Annotated in this window: 12 protein-coding genes; 6 read left to right on the top strand and 6 right to left on the bottom strand. The window is 43.2% G+C overall.

The genetic code is table 11. The features are described 5' to 3' along the window. Positions 1 to 76: 76 nt before the first annotated feature. The 4 genes from SNR28_RS16500 to SNR28_RS16485 are packed head-to-tail and all read left to right on the top strand — an operon-like array spanning position 77 to position 4,585. Positions 77 to 982 (top strand): tripartite tricarboxylate transporter substrate binding protein, encoded by a 906-nt coding sequence (locus SNR28_RS16500; RefSeq protein WP_375754104.1) that lies wholly within the window; start codon positions 77 to 79, stop codon positions 980 to 982. A 57-nt stretch (positions 983 to 1,039) separates the two neighbouring features. Then, positions 1,040 to 1,621 (top strand): hypothetical protein, encoded by a 582-nt coding sequence (locus SNR28_RS16495; RefSeq protein ID WP_375753759.1) that lies wholly within the window; start codon positions 1,040 to 1,042, stop codon positions 1,619 to 1,621. 23 nt (positions 1,622 to 1,644) lie between these two features. Next, positions 1,645 to 3,186, top strand: a complete 1,542-nt coding sequence (locus SNR28_RS16490; protein ID WP_375753758.1) for a tripartite tricarboxylate transporter permease — start codon at positions 1,645 to 1,647, stop codon at positions 3,184 to 3,186. Next, entirely contained in the window at positions 3,179 to 4,585 is a 1,407-nt protein-coding gene (locus SNR28_RS16485) for an aldehyde dehydrogenase family protein (protein WP_375753757.1), read from the top strand. Before SNR28_RS16490 ends, SNR28_RS16485 begins: the two co-directional genes overlap by 8 nt. A 68-nt stretch (positions 4,586 to 4,653) precedes the next feature. On the opposite strand, the gene SNR28_RS16480 is transcribed toward SNR28_RS16485, so the two are convergent. The 3 genes from SNR28_RS16480 to SNR28_RS16470 all read right to left on the bottom strand — a co-directional run bounded on the left by SNR28_RS16480 (position 4,654) and on the right by SNR28_RS16470 (position 7,510). Then, the gene (locus SNR28_RS16480) at positions 4,654 to 5,373 is read right to left on the bottom strand and encodes a helix-turn-helix transcriptional regulator (RefSeq protein WP_375753756.1); all 720 of its coding nucleotides are present in this window, start codon (positions 5,371 to 5,373) and stop codon (positions 4,654 to 4,656) included. A gap of 186 nt (positions 5,374 to 5,559) precedes the next feature. Then, positions 5,560 to 6,726, bottom strand: coding sequence for a MalY/PatB family protein (locus tag SNR28_RS16475; protein WP_375753755.1), 1,167 nt, complete (start codon positions 6,724 to 6,726; stop codon positions 5,560 to 5,562). A 49-nt stretch (positions 6,727 to 6,775) separates the two neighbouring features. Continuing rightward, a complete protein-coding gene (locus SNR28_RS16470; RefSeq protein ID WP_375753754.1) occupies positions 6,776 to 7,510 on the bottom strand; it encodes a substrate-binding periplasmic protein in 735 nt (244 codons plus the stop codon). A 489-nt stretch (positions 7,511 to 7,999) separates the two neighbouring features. On the opposite strand from SNR28_RS16470, the gene SNR28_RS16465 reads away from it, so the two are divergent. Next, the gene (locus tag SNR28_RS16465; RefSeq protein ID WP_375753753.1) at positions 8,000 to 9,697 is read left to right on the top strand and encodes a methyl-accepting chemotaxis protein; all 1,698 of its coding nucleotides are present in this window, start codon (positions 8,000 to 8,002) and stop codon (positions 9,695 to 9,697) included. 118 nt (positions 9,698 to 9,815) lie between these two features. On the opposite strand, the gene argF is transcribed toward SNR28_RS16465, so the two are convergent. The 3 genes from argF to SNR28_RS16450 form a co-directional block, all read right to left on the bottom strand. Continuing rightward, positions 9,816 to 10,862 carry an ornithine carbamoyltransferase gene (gene argF, locus SNR28_RS16460; protein ID WP_375753752.1) on the bottom strand — a complete coding sequence of 349 codons (1,047 nt, stop codon included), beginning with the start codon at positions 10,860 to 10,862 and terminating at the stop codon, positions 9,816 to 9,818. Positions 10,863 to 11,151: 289 nt separating this feature from the next. After that, positions 11,152 to 11,763, bottom strand: coding sequence for a TetR/AcrR family transcriptional regulator (locus tag SNR28_RS16455; RefSeq protein ID WP_375753751.1), 612 nt, complete (start codon positions 11,761 to 11,763; stop codon positions 11,152 to 11,154). Between the two features lie 481 nt (positions 11,764 to 12,244). Next, positions 12,245 to 13,402, bottom strand: a complete 1,158-nt coding sequence (locus SNR28_RS16450) for a D-alanyl-D-alanine carboxypeptidase family protein (RefSeq protein ID WP_375753750.1) — start codon at positions 13,400 to 13,402, stop codon at positions 12,245 to 12,247. A gap of 228 nt (positions 13,403 to 13,630) precedes the next feature. On the opposite strand from SNR28_RS16450, the gene SNR28_RS16445 reads away from it, so the two are divergent. Next, positions 13,631 to 16,408 (top strand): tetratricopeptide repeat protein, encoded by a 2,778-nt coding sequence (locus tag SNR28_RS16445; RefSeq protein ID WP_375753749.1) that lies wholly within the window; start codon positions 13,631 to 13,633, stop codon positions 16,406 to 16,408. The last annotated feature ends 38 nt before the right edge of the window (positions 16,409 to 16,446 follow it).

Raw genomic sequence — 16,446 nt, 5'->3', positions numbered from 1 at the left:
AACAACACACTCTAAACGGATTAGTGAGATATAAGGATTTGTCATGAAGAAACTTACGACGATTTTGACGCTATTTATGTCGGTATTTCTGGCATCAACCGCAGCAAGTGCAGCGGAGTACCCGAACCGCCCGGTTAAATACATTGTTCCATGGCCTCCGGGCGATCTTGAGGATATTCTCACTCGTCTAATTGCAGAGGAGATGTCAAAAGAAACTGGTAAACCGGCGACTGTGGTAAACAAACCAGGTGCTGGCGGTATTATCGGAGCTTCTGAAGTCTCCCGAGCAAGGCCTGACGGACTGACCATCGGTTCGTTTGTTGCAGACCTGCTAACCACTCAGATTTTGTCCGGGAACGCCCCATTTAATCAAGATACATTCGAACCGGTCGGTATCTTCCTTGACTATCCATTTGTTATTGCTGCGAAAGCCGATGCGCCATACAACAACATGGAAGAGCTTGCGGAGTACTCTAAGTCTAACCCTGTTTCTCTGGCTCACTTTGGCTATCAGGCCTTACCGACAGCAATCACATTTAAAGCGGCAGATAAAATCGGTCTTCAGTTTTCGTCTAACGCCCCTTTCGATTCCATCAACTGTTCCACACTGGCTAATGGTGATGCCACCGTTATCAACACAGTGACGCAGACCATTTTGTCTTGTCTGAAATCGGGTGATGTAAAGATCATCGCTTCTATCACACATGAAAGGCTGAGCCTTAGCCCGGATGTTCCGACACTAAAAGAACAAACAGGCGTTTCACAAACGACATGGAATGGCTTGTTCGTCAAAAAAGGCACCTCTGACAAAGTGAAAAATCGTATCGCTGAAATTGCACAGTCGGCTCTGAAGACAGACAAAGTTGCTGAGATCAGTGCAAACACAGGGGCAAGCGTGTTCTGGATTGGTGGTGACAAAGCTCAGGAAGTCATTAGCAATGACTTCGAAAGTGCGAAAGATCTGCTGGATTATATGAACTAACAACTCGGGGCGAAATACAGATTATTTCGCCCCGACTTTTTATGAGGTCAGAGTGACGTGGAAATTAAAGAAATCAAAATCAAATCGTCAAAAACCGAAACATCGACAGATAGCCAGTTGCCATCACATTACTATTTCTATCTGCTTTCGTTTTTAGGTTCGCTTACGCTGATGTTGCTGCAACCTTATCAGGCAAAAGAAGTGCTTAAGGCTCATGGCTGGTACACACAGCCTTATGTCGCGCCATTTGTTGGCCTAATTGTGATCAACTTTTTTAGTGGTGTGTATCTGCTGTTCAATACCGCTAAACACATAAACTGCCTGAAGAATATTAACCCTGTTGAGCTTACCTTTAATGCCATAAGCAACTATCGAACCGCAATCATAATAAGTCTGTTTTTCATGCTTTATGTCAGCAGCCTTTCAGTACTGGGGTTTGCTCCCTCAAGCCTGATTTTCGTCCTGACCATGTTGTGGATCAGCAATCTGTTTACCCGCTTTTGGGTTCTGATTTCTGGTTTAACCGTCCTTATTATGATTCTGGTTTTTCGCGTACTTGTCAGCTTTTGGCTACCCGATGTATGGCTCTACTCTCTGTTACCTGCAGAGCTATCTGATTTCGCAAACATGTATTTATAACACTGAAGGAGCACTGAATTACAATGGATATCATCCTTCTTGGTTTAAATGAAATTCTTTCAGCCAATGTGCTGATAGCAATCCTGTTTGGTGCGCTTCTTGGCGTATCTATTGGCTCAATTCCCGGACTGGAACCAGCGGGCGTTATCGCTATTCTTCTGCCTTTGACCTTTACACTTGATCCGCTTCCCGGTGTAACACTTCTTCTCGGTGTTTATGGTGGCGCCTGGTATGGCGGGGCTATTCCGGCCATCTTGATGAATACACCCGGAACACCAGTGGCCGTACTGACAACTTACGACGGCTATCCAATGACCCAGAAAGGAGAAGGCAAACGGGCGCTTTCCATTGCCTATTCTTCGTCGTTTATTGGCGGAATCATCAGTGTACTTTCACTGGTTTTGTTGGCTCCGGTGTTGTCTCAGGTAGCCAATCATTTTGGATCAGCTGAATTTGCGATGCTTGCAGCACTAGGGATGATTTTTGTCGTCATGGCCCACTACCGTCAGGCCTTTGCTGCCGCCATGATGTTAGGACTCGGTATATTCTTAGGCTCTGTAGGAATCGATCGCTCTTACAACACCTTAACTTATACTTTCGAGCAGGAATGGTTGATGAGTGGAATCCCGTTGGTGCCGACAGTCATAGGTCTGTTTGCTATGTCTCAGGCGTTTGTTCTGCTTTCCCAGAAAGGTAACGACTCTAAAGTCACCAAATACGAAGGTAAGGGCCGATTTTCCGGCATCTTTACTGTTTTGAAGTACAAGATCACTGTGATTCGTTCAGCTGCACTCGGCGTGTTTATGGGCTTATTACCTGGAGTCGGAGAGTTCGGTTCTCAGTTCTTCTCTTATACGCTTGCTCAGAAATTCTCTAAGAAGCCGGAGCAGTTTGGCAAAGGCGCCGAAGAAGGTCTCATCGCATCTGAAACCTCCAACAACGCGGTAACCGCATCAGTAATGATTCCTTTGCTTGCGTTTGGTATTCCAGCGGATGCAATGATGGCGATGCTGCTATCGGTGTTTATGGTTCACAACTATACACCTGGTCCAACATTGTTTGCCGAGAGACCCGAGTTTATTTCCGGCCTGTATATTTCGCTGTTTCTCATCAACATAGTGGCGTTCTTATATCTGACTTTCACCAGCAAATGGATCGTAAACCTTACCCGTATTCGAGGCCGCTTTATTGGTGCAGTCATACTCGTGCTCGGTTTTGTCGGCAGTTACAGCCAAAACTATCAGTTCTCGGATGCATTAATCGCTCTTGGTTTCGCTGTGTTTGGCTACATTCTAAAACGCGAAAACATCCCGGCCGTTCCCATCATTCTTGGGCTGGTACTAGGACCAGTGTTTGTCACTCGCAGCAAACAGGCCTTAGGGGTTTCGAATGGGGACCTTTCCATATTTATTGAAAGGCCAATCAGCCTCGCACTGTTGGGCCTGATTTGCCTCTCTGTCATCCTATTTATCTTTAGCATGTTTAAAGACAAACAAAATAAAAGCTCAACCATAAACCTAAATCAGAAACAGTCAGTGACAACGAAAGGAATAAATCATGAATAATCCAGGACTAACGATTAACGGACAATCGGTAATGGGAGAGATGCCTTCTCTTAACGTTCTCAACCCAGCGAATGAAACCATCGCTTTTACCGCACCTTGTGCATCTTCATCTCAGCTTGACAGCGCAGTCGAAGCTGCTCAAAACGCTTACCCTAGTTGGAGTACTCTGACGCAAAAAGAAAGAGACGCTTATCTCAACAAGATCGCAGATACCATTGAGCAAAATGCGGATGATCTGGCAACGACCATTGTTCAGGAGCAGGGAAAACCTCTGGCACTGGCTCATATGGAAGTCGGAGGCGCTATCGCCTGGACTCGCTATACTGCTGGCATCGAAATTCCAGTGGAGGTTTACGAAGATTCTCCGAATAAACGCATCGAAGGCCACCGTAAACCAGTGGGGGTAGTAGGTTCAATTACACCGTGGAACTGGCCACTGATGATCGCTATCTGGCATATCATTCCTGCACTAAGAATGGGCAATACGGTGATTAACAAACCGTCCGAATACACTCCGGTGAATACTCTGCTGCTTGGAGAGCTATTGCAGGGAGTATTACCAGATGGTGTATTTAATGTCGTTTCTGGTGACGGTCAGATCGGTAAAGCGATGACCGAACATCAAGGGATAAACAAGATTGTCTTTACTGGCTCGACTCAAACCGGACAAAACATCATGCAATCTGCCGCCACAAACCTTAAGAGGCTGACTCTTGAACTCGGGGGCAATGATGCCGGTATTGTGCTTCCGGGGACAGATCTTAACTCGATAGCTGAGGGGTTGTTTAATACTGCCTTTATCAATATGGGACAAACTTGTGCGGCTCTTAAGCGTCTCTACGTTCACGAGTCTCAACATGATGAGCTCTGCCAGTTGCTTGCCGAACTTGCAGAAAAACAAGTGGTAGCTGACGGTCTAAATGAACAATCCACATTCGGCCCAATACAAAACTCGGTTCAGCTAGAGAAAGTAATGGCGTTAGTCGAACAGGCAAAATCGTCCGGTGCGACCATATACAGTGGTGGCAACCGATTAGAAAAACCAGGGTACCTCTATCCACCAACGATTGTGGGCAATACAACGCAAGATATGGCTATCGTTGCCAAAGAACAGTTTGGCCCGGCTCTGCCCGTCATTAAATACTCTAGTGTAGAAGAAGCCCTCGCAATGGCTAATGATAGTGACGTAGGTCTTGGCGGCTCCGTTTGGGGGGACACCGAAAAAGCGTGTGAGCTTGCTTCTAAGCTAGAATGCGGATCGGTCTGGATCAATGGTCATGCGGAAGTACTGCCTCACGCACCATTTGGCGGCTGTAAGATGTCTGGTTTTGGTGTTGAGTTTGGACTGGAGGGGTTGTTGGAAAATAGCCAACTTCAGGTCGTGAATATCAATAAATAGCCTAAGAATTAGGGGCTGAATTAGCCCCTTTGTTTTGCATGTTTATTACGTGGTTTGACTGCTCTGGCTTACATGATGCACTTAGAGCTATAAACTTTATTGACCATTTCTACTTTACTGTTTACTTCCAGCTTGGCAAAAAGATGCTGCAGGTGTGTTTTCACCGTAGACAAGCTACAAATCAATTGCTGAGCCATCTCTTTGTTTGCTAACCCTTGTATCGCTAGCTGAAGGACAACACGCTCCTTTTTTGTCAGTGAGTAGTTGTCGCAAAAGTCATCAAAGCTCATCTGGGTTACGGTGTTTAACTGTTGCCCTAAGCTGAACTCGATGTACCTGTGAAGAGCTCCCAAGCGAACAATGTCATCTTTATCGGGGACCTGAACAGTTTGGTCAAAAAACAGAGATGCACCGCCAATCAGATTGTTGTTGTGATAAAAATATAGCTCAACAATCTCGTTCACTTTCCAGGGCCTGATGAAGTCCTGGTAGTAAGCGTGAGTACGTTGCCTGATTGGCGAAACCAAATCACTCATTTTAACGATGCGATCACTGGCAGATTTAAAGTGCTCAGGATAAAGCGGATCTTCTTTATAGAAATGTTCGATATAGTCGCGGTGCATTGACGGCTGGATTTTCGACGTCTGATAACAGATAGGTCTGGCTCGTTCGTCCACCAGATAGCTCGCTAGCTTAGAAACTTGTAAACTCGAATTAAGCAGCAGTAGCATCTCATTTTGGAAGTCATTGAGCTGCACCAGATTAGCGTTGTTACCTGCAATACTCATCTACTCTCATCCCCACTTCATTGTGTTTTGAGTTAACCAAGCAAACCTCGCAGGGATACTCAGCTAAAAATCCATCAATCCGTATGATTTTTGGACACTATCACCACCATACGGCAAACACAATGTGATTAATATGTTAATGAGTTGTAACGCACACTATACTGATAAACATTGTAATAAAAGGCTTTACTTGAACGCCCGTACAATCCGGTTTAACCCTTCCTCAAGCGTAGAGCGCGGGCAAGCGATATTGAGTCTTTGATAACCGCTACCTTGCTCCCCGAACATCGTTCCCCCCTCAGGAAGAACATTCGCTTCTTTAATAAACTTGTTGTCCAGCTCTTTATCTGAGAGCCCAAGGCGTCTCATATTTAGCCAGATAAAATAGGTGCCATTAGGGACAATAAAACCAAGTTGAGGCAAGTGCTCATCGAGGTATTCTTTGGCAAACTGAAAGTTGTTGTCCAGATAGAGTTTCAGAGCTTCCAGCCACTCTTCACCGTGTTCGTATGCTGCGGTCGCGGCTGCAAGCCCAAGCGGTGAGGGCAATCCAAAGCCCGCAATTTCATTCCAACGCTTTTTATGATCTTCGTTGCGGATGATGATATTCGAGATATGCAGCCCCGCCATATTAAAGGTCTTACTTGGGGCTGTACAAGTAATGATTCGGTTGTCGTCAGGGAAAAGTGTCGCTAACGGTGTATGGATAACACCCTGCCTAACTAGGTCGAAGTGGATTTCATCACTGATGAGCAGAACATTATTAGCCAGACAAATCTCCCCAACTCTGCGTAACTCATCTTCGCTCCACACCCTTCCAACAGGATTGTGCGGACTGCAGAACATCATAATTTTGTTGTTCGGATCGCTCGCTTTCAGCTCCAAATCAGCGAAGTCGATAGTGTAATAACCTTCGTTGTCAATCAAAGGGTTATTCACGATAGTACGACGTTTCTGATTAATGATGTCAGCAAACTTGTGATAGACAGGAGGTTGGATAATGATGCCATCTTCAGGTTCAGAAAAAGCCTCAACGAGATTTTCAAGTGCAGGAAGGATTCCACTGGTAATCACAATGTCCTTCTTCTCTACTTCCCAGTTAAAGCGACGTCGAAACCAGCTTTGCACGCTCAGATAATAGTTGTCATCCGCCATGCTATAACCAAATATTTGGTTATCCACTCTTTTGTGCAATGCGTCTAACACTTCTGGCGGACAGGAAAAATCCATATCAGCCACCCACATCGGGAGTGTTTCCTCATTAGTGTGGGGTGATATCAGGTTCATGCACTCCCACTTTGCGGAATAGGTCCCCTTGCGCTCTATAGCGCCATCAAAATTGTATTTAGTCATTGAGTTTCCTGCCAACTGGTAATTATCGTACTTTTATTTGTGTACTTATTTAATATTGGTATTTTTTAATAATAGTGTCGTATACAGAATTAAGGTCTTCGCCTTTTCTCTGCTTTATGCTGTCCAATGCTTTTTGAAACGCTTGTACCGTCTCCTTTGGTACTTCATTGTTAAAAGCGTAGTACATATCAACAGTATCCAAAACATAGACTACTTCATAATCACTCGCCTGATAACCCGCATTTTGTATTGCCCACAATGCAACTCTCTCTTCGTATGCCCACAAATCAATACGTTCGTGCTCTAGCATCTGAGCAAGTGCAACGGGTGAGTATGCTGTTTCAATCTGATTTTCGGGTACACCTGCATCCAAAATCAACTGCTCCCCGACGTCATCAATAATGGCACCAAAGAAATACTTATTGAGTTGCTCTTTTTCGGAAATAGTAATTCGCTTGCGCTTTTTACCCAATAAAACAATTCGGGTAGGTGCTATAGGTCCAGCCCATTGAAACAAGTTTTCACGAAGTGGAATCCTGGCGGTAGAAAATAAAACTGTACCTTGTCTATCTCTCACCGTACGGTATGAACGAGCCCAAGGCCAGACATGTATCGAATCACGGGAAATACCCGAGTTCATTTGCTTCGCCAACTCCATCAATAAATCGACGGCAATGCCTCTAACCTGCTCACCTTCACTGAAATTATAGGGTGGGTACTCCTCTGTGTAGAACTGTAGATTGCTTAGTGTTGCATTTTCAGCCCCCGCTGAACTTACATTCAACGGTATCAAGAAAAAACATACAAATAACCTAACCCAAAATGCCTGCACTATTCGCCTCTATCTATCGTCAGTTCATATAACTGACGTCACTTAACTAACTATAGCAAGTTTGGACATACTAAAGATTTCCCTGGTCACAGATATCATAGTTAAGCAGAAGGAAAAAACATATTGATACCTGTATCACTAACGCAATCACGTAAGCTACTAGATGAACTTCTAACTTATTCATCATACTAATTAATTGAGTATTTCTTGTACTCAGGTCAATAAATCAGTCTCACAATTGATATAGTATAACGCACCCTAAAAATACCAAGACACCGTGAAATCATTTATCTAACTGAAAAATATAAATAAATTTTAATTAGCTTATTTGGTAATAATAAAGTAACCATAAATCGAATACGCTAAATAAAGTCAGTTGGATTAATGAAATTGAGCGCATAAGAAACTAAACAGCACACAACAATTTGGCAAGGCATATAGATGTTACAGTTTTACAACAACCTGACTATTAAATCCAAGATGATTGCTTTGGTGACGATCCTTCTGAGCATAATGGTCGGAATAGCAGGATTTGGCTATGTTCAGATGCAACGCATTAGCGTCGAGTTGCAAAGCATCATAGACGAAGACATTCCACTGACAGACATAACAACGTCAGTGACCACGAAACAGTTAGAAGGGGCAATACTTCTTGAAAAGTCTTTGCGAGCAGAAGGGCTCACTGGGGGGATGGAAAACAAAACCAGTTCTATTCTGTTTAACCAGTTCAGAAGTATCAACGCGGAAATCGATAAAGAGCTGAAATCTGCCGAGAATATTTTAAGAGTCGCTGGTCAACACGCTAGTTCGCAAAACCTTGAACAAGAGATCGCTGCACTCCAAACTTCTTTACTGGCGTTAGAGAAAGAGCACAGTTCTTATGTCTCTCAGGCAGACACCCTGATTTCACATGTTGAAAATAATCGCATCGATGCTGCCAACGCGCTACTTGATCAACTAGAGCATCTGCAAAGTGAGTTGAATGATCACCTGGGTACTTTCTTAGTCAATATTGAAAAGCTAACGGCTCATGCGCTTATACAAACTGAAGAGCATGAAAAGACCGCTGTTAAAGGAATGGTTATCATCGGTATTTTGGGTCTGCTCATTGGTCTGCTTCTTGGCACTCTCAGCACTCGTACTTTGACCAAGTCCATACGTAAAGCGGTTCACGCTTCTAATCAGCTCGCAAAAGGAAATTTGCAGGTATCATTAGAAAGTGAAACAAAAGATGAAACAGGCCAGTTATTAGATGCTATGAACGCTATGGCGTCTAACCTGAACTCGACTATTATGCAAATCCTGAACTCCTCTGGTCAGATAGCTGCGCTCGCTGAAGAGATGGCCGCGGCTTCCGAGCAAACCAACCAGGCGGTTGGATCGCAGCAGTTAAACACTGAACATGTAGTATCTGCGATGACAGAAATGTCGACCACGATTCAACAGGTAGCCGATAGTGCTATCAGAACCGCATCTACAACAAGTGAAGCCACCAAAGAGGCAGAACAAGGTGCTCAGCTAGTTTCTGAAAATCAGGTTCAAATTGAACGTTTGGTTACTCAGATTCAGGAAGCAGCAAGCCAGGTGAAATCGGTAAACGATGAAAGCCACGCCATTGATCAGTTTGTTGTCAACATTACTGAAATCGCAGAACAAACAAACCTTCTCGCACTAAATGCGGCTATTGAAGCAGCACGAGCAGGAGAACAAGGCCGAGGTTTTGCCGTTGTTGCCGATGAAGTTCGTCACCTTGCACAAAGAACTCAGCAGACAACAACGGAAATACACCGACTGATCGAAGCACTACAATCTAAAACTGGTAGTGCGGTCTCGGTAATCGAGCAAAGTAGCCAGATGGTGTGTGATAGTGCACAGAATGCGGAATCTGCCAGTCAGTCTATCGAAACGATTAACCGTTCCGTTGAAGAGATTGACGGTATGACGATGGAAATTGCGGCTATTTGTGAACAGCAATCTGCCGCAGCAGAAGAGATAAACCAGAGCGTCATTGATATCACTCATTCAGGTACTGAAGTATTAGGTACATCAGAACATACTGCTCGTTCAAGTGAGGAGTTAGCAACTCTGGCTGCGGAACTAAGAACGCTGATGCAGCAGTTTCAGGTAAAAACTGCGTAGATTTTTCCGAAACTAATACACAAAACCGCCTTCGATAAGGCGGTTTTTTAATTGGGCTTCAGAACTAAAAAAGCAGCGACATGGTCGCTGCTAAAACTTCGTGGAAAATATATTGTTATTATAGGCCTGCTAGGAAATTATTGATCTTATCTTCGTGATGCTTAATAGTTTCTTCCGTTGGTACAATTGCGTGCTTGTGAGTGAAGTAAACCAGAATAGCCATCTGCGCCGTTAAGCGGTTTTCTGCTTCGTCGAATGCGACAGAGTATTCACTTTCCAGAGCGCCACGAGTCACTTCTTCTTTGTCGTTTGCTGGTAGGCAGTGAAGAAGCATTGCACCTGGCTTCGCTTTCGCCATTAGCTCTTCAGTGATCACGTAGTCTGGCATAAATGCAGCTAGACGCTCTTCTTTCTCGTCCATCTGAGTAACCCAGTAGAAGCTGTCGCCATAAACCACGTCACACTCGCTGATTCTTTCAACATCGTCAGTGATTTCAATGTGACCGCCAGACTCTTTGCAGAAAGACTCTGCAAGCTCAACCCACTCTTGTTCCATCTGATATTTCTTAGGACCGATTTGCTTGAAGCCCATACCGTATTTAGCACAAGTCAACATCAAAGAACGACATACGTCTGTTGCATCACCCATAAACGCCAAAGTCAAATCAGACAGCGTACGACCATCAGTGATGTGCTCTTTGATTGTGTATAGGTCAGCCAACATCTGAGTTGGGTGGAAGCGAGTGTCCAGGCCGTTGATAACAGGTACAGTAGACATCTCTAGCAGGCCATCTAGTGTTTCAGGGCTGTTAGTACGCGCCATGATCACATCACACATACGAGATAGTACGCGAGAAGTATCATCGATAGACTCTTTACCACCCAGGTGGATATCTTTCGGAGAGAGGAATAGCGCGTGGCCGCCCAACAGTGTTGCTGCAACTTCGAAAGACACACGAGTACGAGTCGAACCTGCTTCGAAGATCATACCTACTGACTTACCTTTGAATAGCTGTGGGATCGCATTGTCACGACGCGCTTCCTTCAGGTAAGTCATCAGTTCCATCATGTTGTCCATCTCTTCTACAGAGAAGTCCTTCATTGAAACCATGTGCTCCATGTTCGCTTTGTTCAGTTCAGTTGCACTTGAAGATGGTAATTTCATAATTTATTCCTTATCTACATCGCTGGAATGGATATTTAATAAATAACCAATTCCTTAGTTAATTAGTATTTGCTTGTTAATTTCGATGGATTCAGTATCGGAAAAAAAGTGTCGCGATTCTTAAATCAGAATCACTAATCGGCAGAGTGCAATTATTAGAAAAAAAGAGCATGACAAAAATCACAATTCAATTTGAATTAAATCCTTCTTTTTCGATATCTCGTTTTAATGATGCTTCAGGCATAAAAAAAGCACCCATTCAGGTGCTTTATAATTATTCAAGTTACATTTATTCTACAGAAACTTTGGGTAAATTTTTAGGCAAATATGTCCCTAGATAAGCCTCTGTTAGTACCACCGCTTCCCTGGCCATTTCTGGTGCTATTTCACCATTTTCGCGGTAATTCATCGAGTACACCTTATCGGCAACCTGGAGTGCAATCGCAAAAATACTGACATCTTTAGGCAGTTCAGGCAGCACAAAAAACTTACGATAAATCTCCTCTACCCTTTGCCCCAGAACCAAGTCATTCTGAGCATCTTTATGACGAACAGAGGCATACGTGTGTTGTCCCAACAAGGTATGCTGAGCCAAAGGCGATGATCGGTAGTAATCAACGTAGGCGGTTTCTATCATACGGTTGATATCAGACCAGTGATGCACATCTTGAGCCGTAACTGCGTTGTCTAATACCTTTGCAAAATCTTCAAAGATGCCATTCATCAGTTCGGCAATGAGCGCTTCAATATTCGGATAATGATGATATACGGTAGAGGCAGCAATAGCGGCTTCTTTCGCTACGTCATAAATGGATATCGAATCTACCTTCCTCTCAGAAGCTAATCGAGTAGCCGCGTTATGAATACGTTCAAGCCTTTGTTCTGTCGTTTCTTTCTTCATCTGCTACTCACAATTTTATTCAACTATCCATTTATCTGATCACCATATAATAGTCGGTATGACAACCAGACGACACTGTCGTTGCAGCATCTTACCGCACGATTGACTGTTCCTATACTCAGACAGCCCAATAATGTGCGAGTTCTATCAAATTTTTAAGTAGTAGAATTCTCGCGGATACGAGTTTGGATTAATTGATCAGAATCAATATTCTCGATTAACTCATCAAACCTGCAGATATATATGGCAATCATCACGTCTTCACCGGATTTTAATTACTCATTCCCGATAAGTGATTCTAGTAACAGATAAAGTGAATAGTTAGAAGCGCATTAATAACTTAAAAATATAAATAAACCTCAATAAGTAAAACAATTTATTTTGTGAGCTTTTATTAAAGCATTAGGTCATTAAATATAAAAAGCCAGAGAAGCTTGTTCAAACCTCTCTGGCTTTAATAATTTATTGAATGACAAAGTAGTTACCTAAAAGATAAAACAAATAATTTCACCCAATCAATCAGTCGTCTGAATACACCTCCCTGATCCACTTCTTCCAAGGCAATCAGTGGCACCCGATGTACTTCATTGTCACCTACCCGATATACCAGTGAACCGATTTTATCTCCTTTGCTGACAGGAGCCTGAATCTTGTTATCAACAACCGCTTCCGCATTCAGATGTCTGGTATCAGAACGACTTAAGGTAATGAAGACATCATCAGATACACCAAGCTTAAGTTCATCGCTCTCACCCATATATACCTTCTTCGTTACCACTTTTTCTCCTTCAGCGTGCGGGTTCAAGGTTTCATAGAACCGGAAACCATAGCGAATCAAATGCACACTCTCTGACTCACGAATCTGAGGGCTCGACGTCCCCATCACAACCGCAATCAACCGCATATCACCTTCTGTGGCGGAGCTAACTAAGCTGTAGCCTGCTCCTTGGGTATAACCTGTTTTCATGCCATCAACATTAAGACTTCTGTTCCTTAGCAGGCGATTTCTGTTCCCCTGAGTGATGTTGTTATAGGTAAACGACAACTCACTATACATAGGATAAATATCCGGTAGGTCTCTGATAATAGCCTGCGACAGCAAAGCCATATCATATGGCGTGCTATATAAACCTTTGGCATCTAAACCATGAGGGTTGGCAAACGAACTGTTGTTCATACCCAACCTGTCCGCCCAAGCATTCATCATTCCAACAAACGAGGCCTCGGAACCCGCAATATGCTCTGCGATAGCCACACTGGCATCATTACCGGATTGAATGATCATCCCCCGGTATAAATCTTCTAAGACGACATCTTTTCCGACTTCTATGAACATCTTTGATGAATCCGGAAAGTTACGGGCCCAGGCATTTTGGCTGATTCGGACTTTATCATCCATAGCAATGTTACTGTTGGCCATCTCTTTACCTGCAACATAGCTGGTCATAAGTTTTGTCAGGCTTGCCGGGTTTAGCGCTTCATTCGCATTTTTCTCCACCAGTACAGTACCTGTATGGTAGTCCATAAGAACATAACCTTTAGCGCTTAACTGCGGTGGTTCTGGAATGGGGCTAGAAGTAGCAGAGGCAAAAGAAGAAACTAAGATAGTGGTAGTAAGCAGTGAAAACGGCCTTAACATATAAAACTCCATTCGATAAGTGCCGGAGCATTATAGATAAAGGGCTAAGGAATTTTGCTTCCATTAATAAATTATTACTCTTTACTTTGCTATTCTTAAAATATCGTTAAAAACAGGGCGCTGCGTCATTTAGAGGTGTTTTTTATTTATAAATCACCGACATTCCTATAACCTAAAACAATATAACGCACGGACGCATTAAGAAAATGCAACATCAGATTGGATGTGATGATGAAATTGAACACTGCTGGAATACTTCTCTCAATCTTAATTAGCTCGGCGGCTTATGCTAACGACAGTCATTACGAACAGGCACTCACTGCATATAATCAGGATAAGATTGAAGATGCATTTATTCACTTAAAGAATGCACTGCAGGAAAATCCTAACAGCTTGCATACGAAGTTGCTCTTCGCTGAAGTATTAACTGCTAAAAAACTCTACAAAGAAGCAGAGTTGGAGTTAACCGAAGCATTAAATATGGGGGCAGATGTCAATCTAGTCGTCGAACCTTTAACTAACGTTTTGCTGTATCGGGGGCAGTTCACCAAGATATTGTCATTATTTAACAGCTACCCGCTAAGCCGACAATCCGAATATCAATATCAATTCGCAATTGCTCAAGCTTACACCGGGCTCGAAGACTATGATAATGCGTTAAAAATCTATCAGGACTTATCTAAGCAATATCCCAATAATCTTGAAGTTCAATTAGGAATAATTTCTGTCTATTTCTCGACGGGACAACTTGAACTGGCAGAAAGCAATCTTGAACCATTAAAGCCTTTAGCTACAACCAACGAAAAGATATCGAGATATATCGCCACACTGGCATTTGAAAGAGGTGATCTTGCAGCGGCTCTCCTATATTTTAAACAAGCGAACCAACTAGATCCCGATAGCATTCAATCTATCCATGGTGTTGTAAATACACTTATTTCACTTCAAAAGTATGAAGAAGCAAAGCCGTGGGTTGAAACACTTACCGAATTAACCCCTTACGATCCACAAGCTCGTCTGTTACAGGCGATTGTTCTTGCTGAAAGCGATGAAGATGAAAAAGCAAATCAGCTTCTATCTGTACTATCAGAGCAACTATCTACGGTTGAGCAAACATTTATGCTGTCTCAACCCCAGCTATTGCTTATCGATGCTATGGCAAGCTATCGCCAGCAAAACTGGGAACAGGCAAGTAAAAAGTTTCAGCTCTATATACGTCACGCGAAAGAGCAGATGGATATTCAGGCAGTGGTGTTGTTAGCCGATGTGTACAACAAGTTGGATCGTTCTCAGCAGTCTCTTGAGCTTCTCTCTCGATACGAAGATGAACTCATCAAGCACAAAGATTTCGCTTTGCTGTTAGCCGGAGCCTATCTGAAACATAACCGAAGATACGATGCCGATAAGCTACTCACGCAGTTGAGGGAACTATACGGTTCCGATTCTGGTGTTATGGTTTTGTCTTCTCACGATTTAATTAATCGGGGTCAGACAGAACAAGCTATCAACATGCTAACTGGGTCGAATATCGAACAGAGCGACAACTATAAACATACCCTTGCAGCAATGTATCTAAACTCGGGGGTGTTCGACAAAAGTCTGGAACTGAGTTCGGAACTGGCAAAGAGCCACTCGGAAAATGTTGAGTATCAGTTGCTAAAAATCAAAGCGCAGATAGGGCTAAGATTAATTGATGATGCAGAACAAGGGCTAACCGAGCTATATCAAGCTCACCCTAATATGCCAGAGGTTCAATTAGAATACGCTCGCCTGCTGTTCAATAAAGATCAGAAAGAAGAAGCCAAAAAAGAGCTGGCAAAACTTGCAAAAGCGTACCCTGAAGATGGCATCTACCGACTCTCCCTTGCTGAAGTGGAGTACAGCCTTGGTCAGATACAATCTTCTGTGCAGAGCTTGCAAAGGCTCACTAATAATCCTGATTATCAAATTCAGTCCCTGCATAAACTCTCCCTTATTTACTTTCAATATAGAGAGTTCGAGTTGAGCCTTGAAACAGCAAATCAGATCATTAAAGAAGATCCTGTTGATTTAGACGCCATGTTTACAAGAGCCCGTGCACTCACAGAGTTGGGTCGAACAGATGCAGCAAAAGCTCAATGTGACAAGCTCTACTCCTGGTGGCTTGATGATGCAAGAAACCTATACAAATTGAGCCAACTACAAACACAATTAAGCCTATATGGTGACGCTAACAAATCTTTGATGAAAGCCCATTCGTTGGCACAAAATAACGAACTGGTGTTATCTTCTATCGTCAAAAATAACATCAAACAAAACAAGTTGATTGAAGCTTACTCTTTTATCGCTCAGATGGAAGAGAAACAACATGACCCGGTTCGAATCACCTTGTTGAAAGGAGAACTTGAACAGGCAAAAGGCAATATCGATCTGGCTTTCAAGTATTATTCAAATGTTTTGGCGAAGGAAGAGACCAATGTTATTGCTTTCATGAACTTAAGAAAGTTATCCCGGCATGAAGGTTACCCCGAAAATTTTGCAAAAATCGCAGAAAACATAGTGAGTAAATACCCGGACAAATCTTTTTATCGTGCTAAATTGGCCGATCACTTAATGTGGATGGGTAATAACGAACAAGCTAAATATCACTATCAAATATTATTAACAAAGCGAGTGCCACGAAATGAACTCGCCCTGGCAATGAATAATCTGGCGGTGATATACATCAATGATGGCTACCTCGAACAAGCGGTACAGATGTCGCAACAGGCCGTAAAACTCTACCCCCAAACTCCCGCTTTTATTGATACTGCTGGATGGGCATTAGTGAAATCCGGAGAAGCTCAACAAGGTCTGGAACAACTACGTCAGGCATATAGTATGAACTCATCCGATCCAGAAGTGCTCTATCATCTAGCCTACACTCTACATAAGTTAGACAAAAAGTCTGAAGCAGAGTCGATGCTAAACAAACTAAAATTCTTCCCTGAAGACAACAAGTATCGATTACTGGCTGAGAGTCTGTAGCCTTTTTCAAAGCATAGAAAAAGCCGCTGAATTCAGCG

Source organism: Vibrio iocasae, from assembly GCF_042245395.1.
GTDB lineage: Bacteria > Pseudomonadota > Gammaproteobacteria > Enterobacterales > Vibrionaceae > Vibrio > Vibrio iocasae.
This window is presented reverse-complemented; position numbering and strand designations above follow the sequence as displayed.